Here is a 16,509-nt window from a genome sequence, read left to right on the forward strand (position 1 = left end):
CAAAGTAGCAGACTTTGCAAAATGAGTGACCAGGACCGCCGAGCCGACGACGCCGCCCAGGCCCTGCGGGACCGGGCCCGCAGGCTCCTGCCCGACCACCCCGTGCGGGTGGCACTGCTCGATCTCCTCGCCGAGCACGGCACCCTCACCTCCACCGAGGCCGCCGCCCGCCTCGGGCACAGCTCGGGGCTGTGCTCCTTCCATCTGCGGCAGCTCGCCCGGTACGGCCTCATCGAGGAGGTGCCGCACCGAGGGGGCCGGGCCCGGCCGTGGCGGCTGCGGTGGGAGACGCCCGGCGCCGGCGGAGAGGAGGAGCGCGAGAGGTTCAGCACCCTCGACCGAGAGCTGGAGGACGAGAGTTACCGGCACTGGCTGGCCCACCGGGACCAGGGGCCCACGGCGTGGCGGGAGGACGAGTCGTTCAGCACGGTGCTCCACCTCACCCCGGCCGAGGCGGCCGAGCTGGCCACCTCCGTCCGCCGCCTGTTCGCCGCCTACCGCGAGCGCGAGGAGCATCCGGCCGCACGCCCACCGGACGCCGTCGCCGTCGCGGCCGTCACCCGATTGTTCCCACTTCTCGGCGAGCCCCAGGCGCCGTCGCGGGCCGCGCCGGGGAGGCGTGGGGAGGACCCGGACGCCTCCTGACCGAAGCCGGCGGGCACCCTGCTCCGCCCACCCGCCCGCGACGCCGCCCTCCGCCGGTCTTCGCGAGACGGGGTGCCGGTAAGAACGTCGTCAGTGCGCCACGAGGCGCTGTTGATTCGGGGTCAAGGCCCATCTCCATGAACTGTTTCAACCGGGTCACCGGCCATGAGCAAGTACCCCGCCCCCGCGAACCGGATGGATTTCGGGAAGTGATCCGGACATGGCCGGGGATGTCCGTTCAGAACACGCGGTCGCGCCGGATGTGGTGGGGGATCAGGTCGAGGAAGGCATGCAGCGCCCGCGTCGGCGGACGCGTCGCGGAGGCGACCACGCTGAGCGTCCAGGCCAGTCGGGCGTCCGCGAGAGGGACGGTACGAACGGCGTCCCCGGCCGCCGCGGCGAAGTCCGGGGGCAACAGCGCCACGCCCAGGCCGTGCGCCACGTAGTCCGCGATCGTGGTGATGTCCGAGACCTCGATGAGGACCCGTCGGGACAGCTCCTCCTTCGCAAACGCGTCGTCCGCGATCTGGCGTTGCCCGAAACCGGCGGGCATGTCGACGAAGGATTCCCCGGCGATGTCTCTGAGCCGCACACGCTTCCGGCGGGCCAGTGGGTGATCGGCGGGGACCAGCAGCTGGACCTCGTACCTCTTGATGGCCCTCGACCTGAGGTGTTCGTCCTTGATGTCGGCCCCTACGAAGGCCACGTCGACGTGGCTCTCCTTGATCCGCTCGATCAGCCCGGAGGTTCCCCGCTGGGAGGTCTCGGTGCACAACCGGACCCCGGGATGACGGCGGTGGAATTCACCGGCCAGCGCGGGTACGTCGATCACCGTCAACCCGCTGAGGACGCCGACGGTGAGGCTGCCGCGCAGCCCCGTGGAGAGCGGCTCCACTGCCGCCCGGGCCCGGTCGAGTACCTCGATCGCGGTCCGCGCCTCGGGGAGGAACACCGAGCCGGCCTCCGTCAGTCTGACCGACCGCGTGGAGCGGAGGAGCAGTTCGGTCCGGAGTTCGTGCTCCAGGGCCTTGATGCCGGCCGAGAGCGTGGACTGAGTGACGTGCAGCCGCTGGGCCGCCCGCGTGAAGTTCAGCTCCTCCGCGACGGTGATGAAGTACTCCAGCCGCTTCTGGTCCACACCCACCTCATTCATCGACATGTCCGATCGGACATTCGAAAACATTCGTTGGACACGATAGCCGGGCAGGACGACTGTTGTCGTACCGGCCAACGCCCGGACCAGGAAACGTCAGCGAAAGAGGATGACCATGCGCGTACTGCTCACCGGCGGCACCGGCTACATAGGAGCCGCGGTGCTCGATCAGCTCATCTCCGGCGGCCACCAGGTCACTGCCCTGGTCCGCTCAGCCGAGAAGGCCGAGCTGGTGCGGGCCAAGGGCGCCGAGCCTGCGGTTGCCGACCTGGCAGACGGCCACGCCCTGGAGGAACTCGCCACTGCGAGCGACGGCGTGATCCACCTGGCGTCGCCCGGCGACGAGACCAGCGCGACCGTCGACGAGGTCGCCGTCACCAGCTTCCTGCACGCGCTGCGGAACACGGGCCGGCCGTTCGTGCACACCACCGGCGTCTGGCTGCACGGCAGCGGTTCGGCGATCACCGAGTCGTCCGGAATGAACGCCCCGCGGCTGACCGCCTGGCGGGCGCCGCTCGACAAGCTCGTGCGCGAGGCGCAGAGCGTCCGGACCTCGGTCATCGCACCGGCAGTGGTGTACGGCCACGGCGGCGGTCTGCTGAACCTCGTCGCCGCCGGTCCTCGAACCACCGGAAACACCCCGGCGCTCACCATGATCGGTTCCGGTGACCAGCACTGGAGCACCGTGCACGTGGACGACCTGGCCGAGCTCTACGTGCTCGCGCTGAAGAAGGCCCCGGCCGGTTCCTACTTCATCGGCGCCAGCGGTACGAGCCCGACCCTACGGGAGATCACCGAAGCGGTGAGCCGGTCCGTCGGACTGGCCGGACGCGTCGAGCCCGAACCCGTCGTGCAGACGCTCGACCGGCTCGGCCTGCTCGGCGAGGCCCTTCTCCTCGACCAGCAGGCTTCGGGCGACACGGCCCGGCGCGTCCTGGGTTGGACCCCCACGGGACCGTCGGTCCTCGACGACATCGCGCGTACTGACTTCTGAGAAAGGCCCGCGCCCCGGGCCCCGCCGCAGGCGGGACCCGACCGGCCATCGGCGGCCGGGCCGACCGGGCCCTGCCCGGCCGCAACCCTTCTTGAGGAACTTCGACATGAGTACTCCCACCGCTCCAACCGGGTCAGGTCATCGCCGTCCTGCTGGGCCCGGTCCCCAGTCGGCGGAACAGTCCCGCCCGTCCGTTCCTCGCGGCGGCTCGCCGGCCGTCGCGGCAGCCATCGCAGCCGGCATGGTGGTGCCGGTACAGGCCCGTCTGAACGGCGAGCTGAGCCATCGCCTCGACGACGGCATCGCCGCGGCGGCGATCAGTTTCTCGGGCGGACTCGTCCTGTTGTCCCTCCTCGCGCTCTTCTCCCCCGGGCTGCGCGGCGCGCTGCGCCGCCTGGCCGGCGCTTCACGGGGTGGCCGGCTCCCCCGCCGGTACCTGCTGGCCGGTGTGCTCGGCGGCACGTTCGCCCTGGCCCAGTCCACCGCCGCGCTGGTCACTGGAGTCGCCGTGTTCACCGTGTCGGCCGTCGCCGGTCAGACCTTCGGCGGTCTGATCGTGGACAGCCGGGGTATCGGCGGCGGCCCGCGGCAGCGCCCGGGCGCTGCCCGGCTCACGGGAGCGGCCGTCATCCTGGTGGCCGCAGTCGTGTCCGCCCTGCCCCGTTTCGCCGACACCCTCGCGCCGGCCACGATCATCCTGCCGGCCCTCGCCGCCATCGCCGCCGGCTTCCTCCTCGGTGTGCAGCAGGCACTCAACGGAGCGACGACGGCCGCGTCGGGCTCGCCGATCGCAGCGACCTGGCTCAACTTCCTTGTCGGTGCGGTGTTCCTCGCCGCGGCCTGGGGGGTGAGAACACTCGTGCAGGGGACCGCGGGGGGCCCGCTGCCCACCAGCTTGTGGGTCTACCTCGGTGGTCTGTGCGGCGTGGTGTTCATCGGCGCCTCGGCGTTCCTGGTGCGCCGGATCGGTGTCCTGCTGCTGAGCATGGCCTCTATCGCGGGGCAGCTCGCCAGTTCGATCGCCCTGGACTTCCTGGTCCCTTCGGGCGGTCGGTCCCCCTCCGTCCTCACCGTCCTCGGTGCGTTGCTCACGTTCGGCGCCGTCTGGATCGCCTCCCGACGCCCTCGTGACACCCCCGCGAAGTGATCCACGTCCGCGCCCGGACCGGACGCGGACCCGACCCACCACCCCTCTCCCGACGGAGAAGCAACACAGTGCCGCCCCCGGCACGAAAGGAACCGCAGATGTCCCAGAACCAGCCGCAGAGCAACGAACGCATCCTGGTCAAGGGCGCGTACCTGATGACGCAGGACGACGACCTCGGCAACTTCGTGGGCGACATCCTCATCGCCGACGGCAGGATCCTCAAGGTCGGCCGGGACCTGTCCGACGACCGGGCCAGGGTCATCGACGGCACGGGGAACGCCGTGCTGCCCGGTTTCATTGATACCCACCGCCACAACTGGCAGGGAGCGCTGCGCAATCTCGGCCCCGCCTGGACCTACCAGGAGTACCGCAGCCAGGTGCAGATCGGCCTCGGACAGTACTTCGCCCCCCGGGACGTGCACATCGGCAACCTGGCGGCGGACCTGATGTCCCTCGACTCCGGGGTGACGACCGTTCGGGACGAATCGCACATCAGCAACAGCCCCGAGCACTCGGACGCGGCGATCGCCGCGCACTGGGCGTCGGGCATCCGTGCCGTCTTCGACCACGGCTGGCCGTCGACGGAGGCCGAACAGTGGCAGTTCGGCAGCGACCGCACCCACCCCGACGACCTTCGGCGCATCCGCAACGAGGTGCTCTCCGACGACTCGGCGCGGGTGACCCTCAACGCAATGCTCCGCGGACCGGAGCTGTCCACCCCCGATGTGTCCGAGCGTGACATCCGGCTCGCCCGTGAACTGGGCCTGCGCATCAGCATGCACGTGGGCCTCGGCGAGTGGGGGGCGCAGCAGCAGGCCGTACGGCAACTGGAGGAGGCCGGGCTGCTCGCCTCCGACATGACGTTCATCCACCTGTGCACGTCGACCGACGAGGAGCTGAGAATGCTGGCCGCACGCGGCGCCACCGCGTCCGTGGCCGGCGCCCTCGAGGTCTTCATGCCGGGCCTGGGCCAGCCGGCCACCAACCGGCTGCTGGCCGCCGGTGTCCGCCCGAGCCTCAGCGTGGACACCGAGACGATCGTCAGCGGTGACATGTTCGGCGTCATGCGGGCGACCCTCGCCTACCAGCAGCTGATCCTCGCCGGTGCGGCCGGGCCCATGGACCGTGTTCCCGGCCTGCCCACGTTCAACGCCGCCGACCTGCTGTCCTTCGCGACCATCGAGGGCGCACGGGCCGCGGGGATCGACGACCGCACCGGCAGCCTGACCCCGGGCAAGGAGGCAGACCTGATCATGATCCGCCTCGATCACGCCAACATGCTGCCCGCCACGGACGTCGCGGCCACGATCGTCGCGGGCGGCCACGCCGGCAATGTCGACCTGGTCGTGGTGGCCGGTGCCGTCCTCAAGGAGAACGGCGTACTGAAGGGAGGCGACACCGTCTTCGACGAGGCCGCGGCCTCCCGTGACCGGCTCTTCCACGCCGCCGGTCTGCCGTTCCCGGTCTGAGCCGACCACCAGGCACCACGGGGCCGACGCCCGACCGCACCAAGGCCCTGGCGGAGAACCAGATCGCCGCCCTGTGGCGCCTGGACGTCCCACTGCGGGAGAGACGCAGTGGAAGATGCTCTACGAGTCCGCCGCACGGGCCGACGAGGTGCTGTGCCTGAACGCCGACGCTCGACGTGTGCCCCGAGACCGGCCGGGCCCGGGTGCGGCCCCCTCACACTGGCGGTGGCCGCACCCGGCCCCGGCGTCGCGGCCACGGGCGGTGCGGAGCTGACCCGAAGCCGGCGAGCGGTACGGGGCAGAGCGGCACCAGCCGGTCAGTAGGGTGGTCCGCATGTCGACCAGGCTGAGTTCCACCAAGTCCCGTGCCGCGCTGCACACGTCGGCGCGTACCTCTGCCCAGTTGCTGCTGGTGGCCGTCGCCGTCACCGCCGGGTTGTGGCTGCTGGGTCAGATGTGGTCCGTGGTGTGGCCGCTCGTGATCGGCCTGCTGATCACCACGCTCACCTGGCCGTTGGCCCGGTTCCTGCGCAACCACTCCTGGCCGCCGGCCCTCGCGGCCTCGGCCGTGACCGTCTCCGCGCTGGCCGCGGCGGTGGGCGTCGTCGCGCTGATCGCGGTGCCGGTGGCCTCCCAGTCGGAGACCTTGGCCGACGGGGTGATCGCCGGTGTCGAGCAGCTGCGCACCTGGGCGGCCGGGCCGCCGCTGAACATCGGTGACGCCGAGATCACCAAGGCGATGGACGCCGGCATCGAACGGCTCCAGAACAGCCTCGGCACCACGGTGTCCACAGTGGCGACCGGGCTGGGCACGGTGGTCCACGGGGTCGTCGTGGCGGTGATCGCCGTCTTCCTGATGTTCTTCTTCCTCAAGGACGGCCCGCGGTTCCTGCCGTGGCTGACCCGTCAGCTGCCGGGCCGGCTCGCCGTCGACATCCCCACCGTCGCCGAGCGCTGCTGGAACACGCTGGGGGCGTTCATCCGCTCGCAGGCGCTCATCGGCCTGATCGACGCGGTCTTCATCGGCCTCGGCCTGTGGATTCTGGGCGTGCCGCTGGTGCTGCCGCTTTCGGTGCTGACCTTCGTCGGGGCGTTCGTACCGATCATCGGTGCGCTCTTCGCGGGGTTCGTGGCGGTCCTCATCGCGCTGGTCTCCAACGGCCTGACCGACGCCCTGATCGTGCTCGCCATCATCATCGTGGTGCAGCAGCTGGAGGGGAACGTCTTCCAGCCGATGATCCAGAGCAGGGGGCTGGGCCTGCACGCGGCGGTGGTCCTGCTCGCGGTCACCCTCGGCGGCAGCCTGGCGGGCATCGTCGGCAGCCTGCTCGCCGTCCCGGCCACCGCCCTGATCGGGGTGGTGTGGAACTACGTACGCGAGCAGCTCGCCGAACCCGCGGAGGAGCCGGGGCCCGAGGATCTGGAAGGCGCCACGGCCGGCTGACGGCTGAGGTACGCGGGCGGCGTCCCCGCCGCGCCGGGGGCCGGGCCCGCCCGGGGCGGGCGGGGACGCCGCCGTACTCCCGTCAGGGAGCCGGAGGTGCCTCCGGCAGGGGGATCTCGCGGACGATCCGCGCGGGGTTGCCCACGGCCACCACGTTGGGCGGCAGGTCCTTGGTGACGACGGCGCCGGCCCCGACCACGGTGTTCTCCCCGATGGTCACCCCGGGGCAGACGATGACGCCGCCGCCGAGCCACACGTTGTCGCCGATGGTGATCGGCTCCGCCGCCTCCCACTTGGCCCGCCGGGCGACCGGGTCGATGGGGTGCGTCGGCGTCAGCAGCTGGACGTGCGGGCCGAGCTGCACGTCCTCGCCGATGGTGATGGGCGCCACGTCGAGGAAGACGGCACCGAAGTTGACGAAGGTGCCGCGGCCGAGGGTGATGTGGGTGCCGTAGTCCACCCGCAGCGGCGGCCGTACGTCCACGTCCTCGCCGACGCTGCCGAGGAGTTCGACGAGGAGGGTCCGGCGGGCCTCGGGGTCGTCGGACACAGAGGCGTTGAACCGTTCGCTGATCTTCGCCGACCGCGCGGCGTCGGCCTGGATCTCGGGGTCGTCGGCTTGGTACAGCTCACCGGCGAGCATGCGTTCTTTCTGACTGGCCACTACGGTCCCTTCGCTGTGACAGTGACAGGCCCACTCTGCCCTTCCGGCGGCGCCCGGCGGTACCGCCGTGGCGGGAGAGGGCGCGCCGTCCACCGGAACGGGCCGCCCCGGGGCTCGGCGCGTCAGGGCCGCATCCCGGGAATGGGGGCGCCACCTGGAGCGTTGTCCCGGCTGAGAGGCCCTGGGCGCCGCGAGGGCGGCCGGGCGCATGTCGATGCCAGTCGGGAGCACAGCGTATGGACACCGGAACGCAGAAGGCCGTACTCGCCGGAGGCTGTTTCTGGGGCATGCAGGACCTCATCAGGAAGCAGCCGGGGGTCGTGTCGACGCGGGTCGGGTACACCGGCGGGGACACGCCGAACGCCACCTACCGCGACCACGGTGACCACGCCGAGGCGATCGAGATCCTGTACGACCCGGCGCGCACCAGCTACCGCGATCTGCTGGAGTTCTTCTTCCAGGTCCACGACCCGACCACCCGTGACCGGCAGGGCAACGATGTCGGCCGCAGCTACCGCTCGGCGATCTACTACACCGACGAGGACCAGCTGCGCACGGCGCGCGACACCATCGCCGACGTGGAGGCGAGCGGGCTGTGGCCGGGGCCCGTGGTGACCGAGGTGGAGCCGCTGGGCGACTTCTGGCAGGCCGAGCCCGAGCACCAGGACTACCTGGAGCGGTACCCGAACGGCTACACCTGCCACTTCCCCCGCCCCGGCTGGAAGCTGCCGCGGCGGGCGGAGAGCTCCTGAGCCAGGTAGCGCCGGACCGGGGAGGGCCGGGTTCCCGCAAGGGGCCCGGCCCTCCCGCGTTCCCGTGGCAGCACGGGTCAGGGGCCCCGGTCTCCCGGGACAGCAGGCGTCGCCGACGACCACCGGCTCCTCCCAGGTGCCCTCCTCCACGATCCGGCCGTGCTCCCGACCCATGAGCCGGTCGGCCCGGCGCACGATGGCCGGGCGCGCGGCACGGCGTCCAGCGCCGGGCGGTGACGGCCTCCCCGGGGCGGTCCGCCGGTCGCGGTGGGCCGGGACGGCCACGGCGAGTTCCCCCTCGTCGATGCCGGGCACACCGAGGGGACCGACACGCTGACGCTGCGGTCCCGGTGGACGACGGACCACCTCGCGCTGCTCGCCCCGGGGGACGGGGCGGCGCACCCGGTCGGGCGGTGACGCCTGGCGCCCCGTCCCGCCGGGTCAGCCCCGTGCCACCCGGAAGCGCAAGCCCTGTCCCGGCCGGGTCTGGGCGGCGAGGTCCAGGTCGGCGCGGAGGACGACGGCGATGACCGGATAGCCGCCGGTCACCGGGTGGTCGGCCAGGAAGAGGACCGGACGGCCGCCCGGGGGTACCTGGAGGGCGCCGGGGACCATGCCCTCGCTCGGGAGTTCGCCGCCGACGGCGCGTTCGAGGGCGGGTCCCTCCAGGCGCATGCCGACCCGGTCGCTGGCCGCGCCCACCGTCCACGGCCCGGACAGGAGGCGGCGTACGGCCTCGGCGGTGAACCAGTCGTCGCGCGGGCCCAGTGCCACGCGCAGTTCCGGCTCGCCGCCGAACGGGGTGCGTACGGGTGCCAGGTCCACGCTGGGGAAGGCGGCGGGGGCGGGCCCGGCGGGCAGCACGTCGCCGGGGGTCAACGGGGCCGGGCCCAGGGCGGCGAGGACGTCGCGGGAGCGCGAGCCCAGCACCTCGGGCACCGTGATCCCGCCGCGCACCGCGAGGTAACTCCGCAGCCCCGCAGGGGGCGTTCCCAGCTCCAGCCGCTCCCCGGCGGCCAGCTGGATCACCGCGTGGGGTGCCCCGGTGCTGAGCGGTGCCGGGGCCCCGGTGACCGCCACGGTCAGCGGCCGCAGCGCCCGTACGGCGAGTCCGCCGAGGGTCGCCTCGACGGCGGCGGCGCCCTCCGGGTTGCCGACGAGCCGGTTGGCCAGGCGGAGGGCCGAGCGGTCCGCCGCTCCCGAGGCACCGACCCCCATGGCGGCCAGGCCCGGCCGTCCGAGGTCCTGCACGGTGGCCAGCGGTCCGGGGGCCAGGATCTCCAGCGCGTCCGCGTCACGGGTCATGTCCGCTCCGCCTCCTCGAAGCGCACCCGCACGCCGGGCCGCAGCAGGGCCGGGGGCGTGCGGTCCTCGCGCCACATCTCCCGCTCGGTGCGGCCGATGAGCTGCCAGCCGCCCGGCGAGGCGCGCGGATAGACCCCGCTGAACTCGTCGGCGAGGCCGACCGCCCCGGCCGGAACACGGGTGCGCGACTCGGCGCGCCGGGGGACAGCCAACTCCGGTGGCCCGCCGGTGAGGTAGCCGAAACCGGGGGCGAAGCCGCCGAAGGCGACCGTCCAGGTGCACCCGGTGTGCAGCCGTACGACCTCCCGGGCCGGCAGGCCGGTCAGCTCCGCGACCCGGGGCAGGTCCTCCCCGTCGTACACCACGGGAATCCGCACCAGCTCGCCCGCCCCGGCCCGGACCTCGCCCCGTCGCAGGCCGCGTACGGCTTGTTCGACGCGGGCCGGGTCGGCTCCGGGTGCCAGTCTCAGCAGGACCGTGCGGGCCGCCGGGACGAGGTCCTCGACGCCGGGCGGGAGGCTCTCGGCCAGGGCGCGGTAGAGCGCCAGGGCCTCGTCGAGCGAGTCGGTCCCGACCAGCAGCCCCTGGTCGGCGCAGGGCAGGAACCGCATGTCAGCGCCGCTCCGCGGTGAAGGCGCGCAGGGTGATCCCCTCGGCCTCCAGCCGCTCGCGGACGGCGAGCGCGACGACCACGGCGCCCGGGGTGTCGCCGTGCACGCAGAGCGAGTCGGCGTGGACGACGAGCGGCGTGCCGTCGACGGCGGTGATGGGCTCGCCGCGGGCCAGCCGGACGCACCGCTCGGCGATCTCGGCCGCGTCGTGCAGCACCGCGCCCCGCTCCCGGCGCGGGACGAGCGTGCCGAGGGGCGTGTACGCGCGGTCGGCGAACGCCTCGCGGAAGACCGGGAGTCCGGCCTTCGCGGCCAGCGCGAGCCAGCGCGAGCCGGGCAGGCCGAGCACGGGGCACTCCGGGTCCCAGGCGCGGACCGCCGCCACCACCGCCCCGGCCTGCTCCTCGTGGTGGACGATCGCGTTGTAGAGCGCCCCGTGCGGCTTCACGTAGCGCACCCGGGTGCCGGAGGCGCGGGCCAGTCCGTCGAGGGCGCCGATCTGGTACAGCACGTCGTCGGCGAGTTCGCCGGGCGGCACGTCGATGAAGCGTCGGCCGAATCCGGCGAGGTCGCGGTAGCCGACCTGGGCGCCGACCGCGACCTGTCCGGCCGCCGCCCGGCGGCAGGCGCCCCGGATGACGGTGGGGTCGCCCGCGTGGAAGCCGCAGGCCACGTTGGCGCTGGTGACCACCGTCAGGAGAGCGTCGTCGTCGCCGAGTTCCCAGCGGCCGAAGCCTTCGGCGAGGTCGGCGTTGAGGTCGATGCGGATGGGGATCACCACTTCCGGTCCAGGGCGGCGACGGGGCCGGCGTGGGCGGCGCCGGGCTGCCCCCAGTCCACCACAGCTGATCGCCGCCGCCCCGCCCTGTCCCCCTGCGTGTGCCACCCGGTGCGGGCGGACCGCCCGAATGAGCCGGTGCCCCGATGCCTGGTGCGCTCCGGCGTCCCGGAACCCGGCCGGGCACCGGAGCGCTACGCGGTCAAGGCGCTGCTCCCCCGCTCTCCGGCACCCTCACCGGTGGCGAGGTTCCGTGGGCGAACGGGAGTCGGCTCCGCGTGGGCGGGTCCGCCGGGGCGGGGGCTCATCGGGCTCGACCGGTTCCCGTCCCGGCGGCGCTCGCGGGTCGTACCTTCCGGGCTCCTCGGCACCCGCCGGTTCAGCCCCGGCGCAGCGAAGTGGCCTCGTGGACGACGGTCGAGCTTCTCGCCGGTCCTCGGCAGGTCAGTTGGTGCGGGGGCGTGCGGCGGGAGCGGACCTCCACCTCGACGGCCGCCGGGTGCGGGGGGCGGCCCGCGAGGCGGACGTGCCAGTGGTCGGCGAGGCGGGTGGTGTGGGTGACGGTCCAGGCGTGGCGGCCTGCCGGGCCGAAGTGCTGGAGGGCAGCGGCGACGGCCACCTGCTGGGCCGGGACGAGGTCGGTGTATCCGCGCAGGTGGTCCGCGTGGATGCGGCCGGACAGGTGCTCCTCGACGGCGGCGACGGAGGTGGTTGCGTCGAGGCCGCCGTAGTAGACGCCGTCGGGAAGGACGACCGCGTTGGCGGCGAACCGGTCGCCGCCGACGTGCGTCGACTCCCAGACGAGTGCGGGACGGAGCTGGCTCAGGGCGCGCGCCGCAGGCCGACCGCGCACCGCGCAGCAGGTGTCGTGGAGTCCGTGCGCGCAGACCAGGACGACGGGCGGCAGACCCGGCTCTCCGGGAGCGGCGAGGGCGGCCACGATCCCCGCCAGTTCCTCGTCGCGGGTCCAGGTGCCCCACTGCTGACGGTGGGGGCCGGAACCGCCGTACCGCAGGACGGCCCAGCGCCGCGGGCCCCCGAGCGTGCGGCGGCCGTGGCGTCTGATCAGGAGGATGCGGGCCTTGACCGCCTGGGCGGCGGCGAACACCAGGGCCTTGACGCCCGGTTCCAGGTCGAGACCGTCGAAGCCGTCGGGCGGCCAGCCGCCCGGGTACTCGACGAGGACCCAGACGAGGCCGAACGGCGCGGTCCCCGCGAGCGGGTCGCCGCGGCGGCGGGCCGCGTCGGCGCAGAAGAAGCGGGGCGGCTCAGTCACCGCGGGCGGCGCTCGTCGTCGGGACCAGGACGCCGGCCCGCAGCAGGCGCGCGACGAGGGCCACGCCCAGGTCACCCGCGCGGTGGGGCTCCCCGTCCAGCAGCCGGGCCACCGCAGGGAGTTCACCGTCCGGGAAGTCGAGCCATCCGACCCGGGTGGTCAGGCGGGCGCCCTCCAGCCGAGGGGCGAGCGCGGCGCGCAGCCGTACGGAGGTGCCGGGGCCGAGCCTGTCGACGGCCGCGAGCTGTGCCAGCGGCCCGAGCGGCGCGGGTCTGCCCTGGCCGCGCCGGGCCCGGTGGAAGAGCGGGGCGGGATCGGCGTGGGCCAGGGCGGCGGCGAGGCTTTCGCGGACCAGGTCCAGTTCGCCGTCGGGCCCGTCCACCCCGAGCGGGAGTGTGGCCCGCATCGCGGGGTCCTCGCGCAGGACGGCCAGGGCGGTCCGGGCGAGGTGTTCGGCCAGTGCGTACCGCGTCCAGGTGTGGATGCCGAGGGTCAGGTGGACCGAGACGGCGCCCTGTGCCCGGGCGGCGTGCAGCCAGCCCCTCGGGAGGTAGAGGACGTCGCCGGGCGAGAGCACCGTGTCGAGGTACGGCTCGCTCCCGGCGGCCTCGGCGACGGCGGCGCGGCGATCGGTCCAGGGCTGGTCCCGGAGCGGGTCGGGATGGACGGGCCGGTGGACCAGCCAGCGCTTGGTGCCCTCGATCTGGAGGACGAAGACGTCGTGGACGTCGTAGTGGTCGTCGAAACCACGGTTCTGCGGTGGGGTGACGTAGGCGTTGGCCTGGACGGGATGCCCCAGTTCCGTGCTGAGCCCGGCGCAGAACTCCGCGACCGGTTCCCAGGTGCGGTGGAGGGCCTGCAGGACGAGGGTGGCGCCGTCGGCGAACTCCCGCCACAAGGCGGTGTCGTCGAGCTGGTCGGCGATGGTGGCGCCGACGCCGGCGGGCGAGGTGAAGGCGGTGTCGGGGAGCGTGGCCCCGTTCTTGGCGACGCGGAGGAACGGGGTACGCAGTCCGCGGCGCGCGATCAGCTCGTCCACGGCCGCGGCGGAGAACAGGTCGGAGAAGTCACCGGCCTGTCGGGCGAGCAGGGCGGTGCGCGCCCAGACGTCTCGGGCGAACTCCTCGCGGGTCAGGCCGGTCAAGCGCGCTCCGAGGACCCCGGGGCCGGTGGCTCCGGGGTCCTCGCGTGCGGTCCGAAGAGTGGTCAACGGCGCCCGGGCCCGTCGGCGCTGCCGTCGGCACCACCGTCGTGCACACCCGGCGTACCCGCCGCGCCCCCGTCCGCCGGACCCTCCGCAGCACCATCGGCACCACCGTCATGCACACCCGGCGTACCCGCCGCACCACCGTCCGCCGGACCCTCCTGCTGGTTCGGGTCCTGCGCAGCACCGTCGGCACCACCGTCGTGCACACCCGGCGTGCCCGCCGCGCCCCCGTCCGCCGGACCCTCCGCAGCACCATCGGCACCACCGTCATGCACACCGGGCGTACCGGCCGCGCCCCCGTCCGCGGGGCCCTCCTGCTGGTTCGGGTCCTGCTCGGGGTTGGTCATCTTTCCTCCCGCGCGTCGTGGGCTGGACGTCCGTGCGGCGCCCAGGCGTGGGCTGCGTACACCCCCTCGGCACCGCTCGAATCAGCGTACCGCTATGGGGGGAATGTCACGATTCGGGGCAGAGGGGGGAGGTCGGGGCGGGACGTGCCGGAGGTGAGAGGGAGAGCGGGCGCGGGCCTGCCCGGATCACTACATCGAGTGTCCCGATCCATCGATTGCGGCAGGGGCGGGCAGACTTCCACAGTGCACCCCGCAAGTAGGACCTGCCCAAGTTGCCCGCTCCGGCTCCGCGCGACCGCTCCACGACGACCGCCCCGTGGCCGGGCGCGGGTGAACCGGCACCTGCGGCCCCAGCACCTCGTGGAGTACCGCCCTGCCTCCGTCCCGCCCGCGTGAAGGCGGCCGCTCATGAAGTCGATGCTCTCGACCGTCCTGCCCGACCTCTCCCCCTGGCGCACCTCCCGTGACTTCCGGCTGCTGTGGGGGCAGGGCCTGATCACCTTCTTCGGCAGCACCATGGCGCTGGTCGCGCTGCCGCTCCAGATCAAGGAGCTGACCGGGTCGCCGCTGGCCGTGGGGGCGATGGGCGCGGTCGAGCTCGTACCGCTGGTCGTCTTCGGGCTGTACGGCGGGGCGCTGGCGGACGCCGTCGACCGCGCCAAGGTCATCGTGTCGACCGAGGCCGGGCTGGGGCTGCTGGCGCTGGTCCTGCTGGTCAACTCGACGCTGCCGGAGCCGATGCTGTGGCCGCTGTACGCGGTCGCGGCGGGTGTGGCCGCACTGGCCGGGCTGCAACGGCCCGCCCTGGACTCCCTGCTGGCCCGGATCGTGCCGCACGAGCAGCTCGCGGCGGCGGCCGCGCTGAACGCGCTGCGCTGGCAGGCCGGCGCCATCGCCGGCCCCGCCGCGGCGGGCCTGATCGTGGCGTACGCGGGCAACGTACCGGCGTACGCCACCACGGTCGCCTGCTTCGCCGTGTCGGTGCTGATGTGCCTCAGGCTCTCGCCCGCCCCGCCCTTCGAGAACGCCGCGAAACCGTCGCTGCGGGGTATCGCGGAGGGGGCGCGCTACGCCTGGTCACGGCCGGTACTGCTGGGGACGTACGCGATCGACCTGGCGGCGATGTGCTTCGCCTTCCCGAACACGATCTTCCCCTTCCTCGCCGACGAACTGGACGCCGACTGGTCGCTGGGCCTGATGTACGCGGCCGGGTCGGCGGGCTCCCTGCTGGTGAGCCTGACCAGCGGCTGGGCCTCGCGGATGCGGCGGCACGGGTTGCTGGTGGTGTTCGGCGCCACCGGCTGGGGGCTGGCCATCGCGGCGGCCGGGTGGATGTCGAACGTCTGGCTGGTGCTGGTCTGCCTGGCGCTGGCCGGGGCGGGCGACATGCTGAGCGGACTGGGGCGCTCCACCATCTGGAACCAGACCATCCCCGACGGACTGCGCGGCCGGCTGGCCGGGATCGAGGTCCTCTCCTACAGCGTCGGCCCCCAGCTCGGCCAGGTGCGGGCGGGCGCGATGGCCGGCTGGACCGGGGCCCGCCCGGCCATCTGGACCGGCGGCCTCGCCTGCGTCGTCTCAGTGGGTCTGCTCACCGCCGTGCTGCCCAGGCTCGTCACGTACGACGCCCACACCGACGAGGACGCCCTGCGCCGCCGCGACGCGCACATCCCCACGTCCGGCGAGGAACTGCCGGACACCGTCTGAGGGGCGCCGGGACCCGCCCTTCGCGCCGCACCACCCGTCTGCCACGCAGGGTTCGTCCTGGTGTGCGGCGATGGGCCCGGAATCATAGCCTGCTCGCACTGGTCGGAAAGTCAAGTGCCGGTTCGGCCGGCGGAGGGCGAGCTTCCATGGCTGAGCCAGGTGCGAAGTCCGGACTGCTGCGTGAGATGTCGGCGGAGTTCGTCGGCACGATGATCCTCATCCTCTTCGGATGCGGCGTGGTGGCCCAGGTGGCCGCGGGCGGGGATCTGACCGACCCTCCCGGCGGCCTCGGGGACCACGACAGCATCTCGTGGGCGTGGGGCCTCGGCGTCACCCTGGGCGTCTACACGGCGGCGCGGCTCAGCGGCGCCCACCTCAACCCCGCGGTGACCGTGGCCCTCGCCGCGTTCCGGGGCTTCTCCTGGGGGAAGGTGCTGCCCTACGCGCTGGCCCAGACGGCGGGCGCGTTCGTCGCCGCCCTCCTGGTGCGCTGGAACTACAGCGAGGCGCTGGCCAAGGCGGACCCGGGGCACACCATCAAGACGCAGTCGGTCTTCTCCACGCTGCCCGCCAACGGCAACCCCGCGCTGCCGGTGCACGAGTGGGGCGCTTTCCGGGACCAGGTCATCGGCACCGCGATCCTGCTGCTGCTGATCATGGCCATCACCGACCTGCTCAACACACCGCCGGGCGCCAACATGGGCCCGTTCGTCATCGGCCTGGTCGTGGTGGCGATCGGCATGGCGTGGGGCACCAACGCGGGCTACGCCATCAACCCCGCCCGCGACTTCGGCCCCAGGCTGGCGAGCTTCCTCACCGGGTACGGAGGGGCCTGGCGCGACCAGTACGGAAATCTCTACTTCTGGGTACCCATTCTGGGGCCGCTGGTCGGCGGCCTGCTCGGTGCGGGCCTGTACAAGGCCCTGGTCGGGCGGTTCCTGCCCAGCGACGTCCCCGAGCCCCCGGGACGCACCCCGAATCCCGAGAGCTGACGGCACCAGGCGGAAGGG

16 protein-coding genes are annotated in these 16,509 nt (G+C 73.4%); 8 read left to right on the forward strand and 8 right to left on the reverse strand.

Translation table 11 applies throughout. The features are described from left to right. Nucleotides 1-21: 21 nt before the first annotated feature. Nucleotides 22-645 carry a helix-turn-helix domain-containing protein gene (locus tag ACSLIC_RS00630; RefSeq protein WP_436735704.1) on the forward strand — a complete coding sequence of 208 codons (624 nt, stop codon included), beginning with the start codon at nucleotides 22-24 and terminating at the stop codon, nucleotides 643-645. Nucleotides 646-883: 238 nt separating this feature from the next. Here ACSLIC_RS00630 and ACSLIC_RS00635 read toward each other — a convergent pair whose 3' ends face one another. Next, the gene (locus ACSLIC_RS00635; protein ID WP_436735705.1) at nucleotides 884-1,804 is read right to left on the reverse strand and encodes a LysR family transcriptional regulator; all 921 of its coding nucleotides are present in this window, start codon (nucleotides 1,802-1,804) and stop codon (nucleotides 884-886) included. 109 nt (nucleotides 1,805-1,913) lie between these two features. Here ACSLIC_RS00635 and ACSLIC_RS00640 point away from each other — a divergent pair, with 109 nt between their 5' ends. From ACSLIC_RS00640 to ACSLIC_RS00655, 4 genes are all read left to right on the forward strand, one after another. Next, nucleotides 1,914-2,792, forward strand: coding sequence for an NAD-dependent epimerase/dehydratase family protein (locus ACSLIC_RS00640; protein WP_436735706.1), 879 nt, complete (start codon nucleotides 1,914-1,916; stop codon nucleotides 2,790-2,792). A gap of 229 nt (nucleotides 2,793-3,021) precedes the next feature. Then, nucleotides 3,022-3,939 carry a DMT family transporter gene (locus tag ACSLIC_RS00645; RefSeq protein WP_436740230.1) on the forward strand — a complete coding sequence of 306 codons (918 nt, stop codon included), beginning with the start codon at nucleotides 3,022-3,024 and terminating at the stop codon, nucleotides 3,937-3,939. A 98-nt stretch (nucleotides 3,940-4,037) separates the two neighbouring features. Then, nucleotides 4,038-5,408, forward strand: coding sequence for an amidohydrolase family protein (locus ACSLIC_RS00650; RefSeq protein WP_436735707.1), 1,371 nt, complete (start codon nucleotides 4,038-4,040; stop codon nucleotides 5,406-5,408). A 334-nt stretch (nucleotides 5,409-5,742) separates the two neighbouring features. After that, entirely contained in the window at nucleotides 5,743-6,852 is a 1,110-nt protein-coding gene (locus ACSLIC_RS00655; protein WP_436735708.1) for an AI-2E family transporter, read from the forward strand. A gap of 82 nt (nucleotides 6,853-6,934) precedes the next feature. Here ACSLIC_RS00655 and ACSLIC_RS00660 read toward each other — a convergent pair whose 3' ends face one another. Then, entirely contained in the window at nucleotides 6,935-7,495 is a 561-nt protein-coding gene (locus ACSLIC_RS00660; protein WP_436740231.1) for a sugar O-acetyltransferase, read from the reverse strand. Nucleotides 7,496-7,752: 257 nt separating this feature from the next. On the opposite strand from ACSLIC_RS00660, the gene msrA reads away from it, so the two are divergent. Beyond that, on the forward strand, nucleotides 7,753-8,268 hold the full coding sequence (gene msrA / locus ACSLIC_RS00665; protein ID WP_436735709.1) for a peptide-methionine (S)-S-oxide reductase MsrA: 516 nt from the start codon (nucleotides 7,753-7,755) through the stop codon (nucleotides 8,266-8,268). Between the two features lie 441 nt (nucleotides 8,269-8,709). Here msrA and ACSLIC_RS00670 read toward each other — a convergent pair whose 3' ends face one another. The 6 genes from ACSLIC_RS00670 to ACSLIC_RS00695 all read right to left on the reverse strand — a co-directional run bounded on the left by ACSLIC_RS00670 (nucleotide 8,710) and on the right by ACSLIC_RS00695 (nucleotide 13,792). Then, entirely contained in the window at nucleotides 8,710-9,573 is an 864-nt protein-coding gene (locus ACSLIC_RS00670; RefSeq protein ID WP_436735710.1) for a biotin-dependent carboxyltransferase family protein, read from the reverse strand. Then, complete coding sequence (locus tag ACSLIC_RS00675; RefSeq protein WP_436735711.1) at nucleotides 9,570-10,184, reverse strand: 5-oxoprolinase subunit B family protein; 615 nt, start codon at nucleotides 10,182-10,184, stop codon at nucleotides 9,570-9,572. Before ACSLIC_RS00675 ends, ACSLIC_RS00670 begins: the two co-directional genes overlap by 4 nt. Nucleotide 10,185: 1 nt before the next feature. Then, nucleotides 10,186-10,962, reverse strand: a complete 777-nt coding sequence (locus tag ACSLIC_RS00680) for a LamB/YcsF family protein (RefSeq protein ID WP_436740232.1) — start codon at nucleotides 10,960-10,962, stop codon at nucleotides 10,186-10,188. Between the two features lie 379 nt (nucleotides 10,963-11,341). Next, nucleotides 11,342-12,238, reverse strand: a complete 897-nt coding sequence (locus ACSLIC_RS00685) for a sucrase ferredoxin (protein WP_436735712.1) — start codon at nucleotides 12,236-12,238, stop codon at nucleotides 11,342-11,344. After that, a complete protein-coding gene (locus ACSLIC_RS00690) occupies nucleotides 12,231-13,448 on the reverse strand; it encodes a cupin domain-containing protein (RefSeq protein WP_436735713.1) in 1,218 nt (405 codons plus the stop codon). Before ACSLIC_RS00690 ends, ACSLIC_RS00685 begins: the two co-directional genes overlap by 8 nt. Further along, on the reverse strand, nucleotides 13,445-13,792 hold the full coding sequence (locus ACSLIC_RS00695) for a BatC protein (protein ID WP_436735714.1): 348 nt from the start codon (nucleotides 13,790-13,792) through the stop codon (nucleotides 13,445-13,447). The genes ACSLIC_RS00690 and ACSLIC_RS00695 overlap by 4 nt, the downstream gene beginning before the upstream one ends. Before the next feature lie 408 nt (nucleotides 13,793-14,200). Here ACSLIC_RS00695 and ACSLIC_RS00700 point away from each other — a divergent pair, with 408 nt between their 5' ends. Both ACSLIC_RS00700 and ACSLIC_RS00705 read left to right on the forward strand, forming a co-directional pair. Further along, nucleotides 14,201-15,499: an MFS transporter gene (locus ACSLIC_RS00700; RefSeq protein ID WP_436735715.1), complete on the forward strand. Its 1,299-nt coding sequence runs from the start codon at nucleotides 14,201-14,203 to the stop codon at nucleotides 15,497-15,499. A 146-nt stretch (nucleotides 15,500-15,645) separates the two neighbouring features. Further along, nucleotides 15,646-16,491, forward strand: a complete 846-nt coding sequence (locus ACSLIC_RS00705) for an MIP/aquaporin family protein (protein WP_436735716.1) — start codon at nucleotides 15,646-15,648, stop codon at nucleotides 16,489-16,491. Nucleotides 16,492-16,509: the final 18 nt, after the last annotated feature.

Source organism: Streptomyces sp. BBFR102, from assembly GCF_051397025.1.
Classification (GTDB): Bacteria; Actinomycetota; Actinomycetes; order Streptomycetales; family Streptomycetaceae; genus Streptomyces.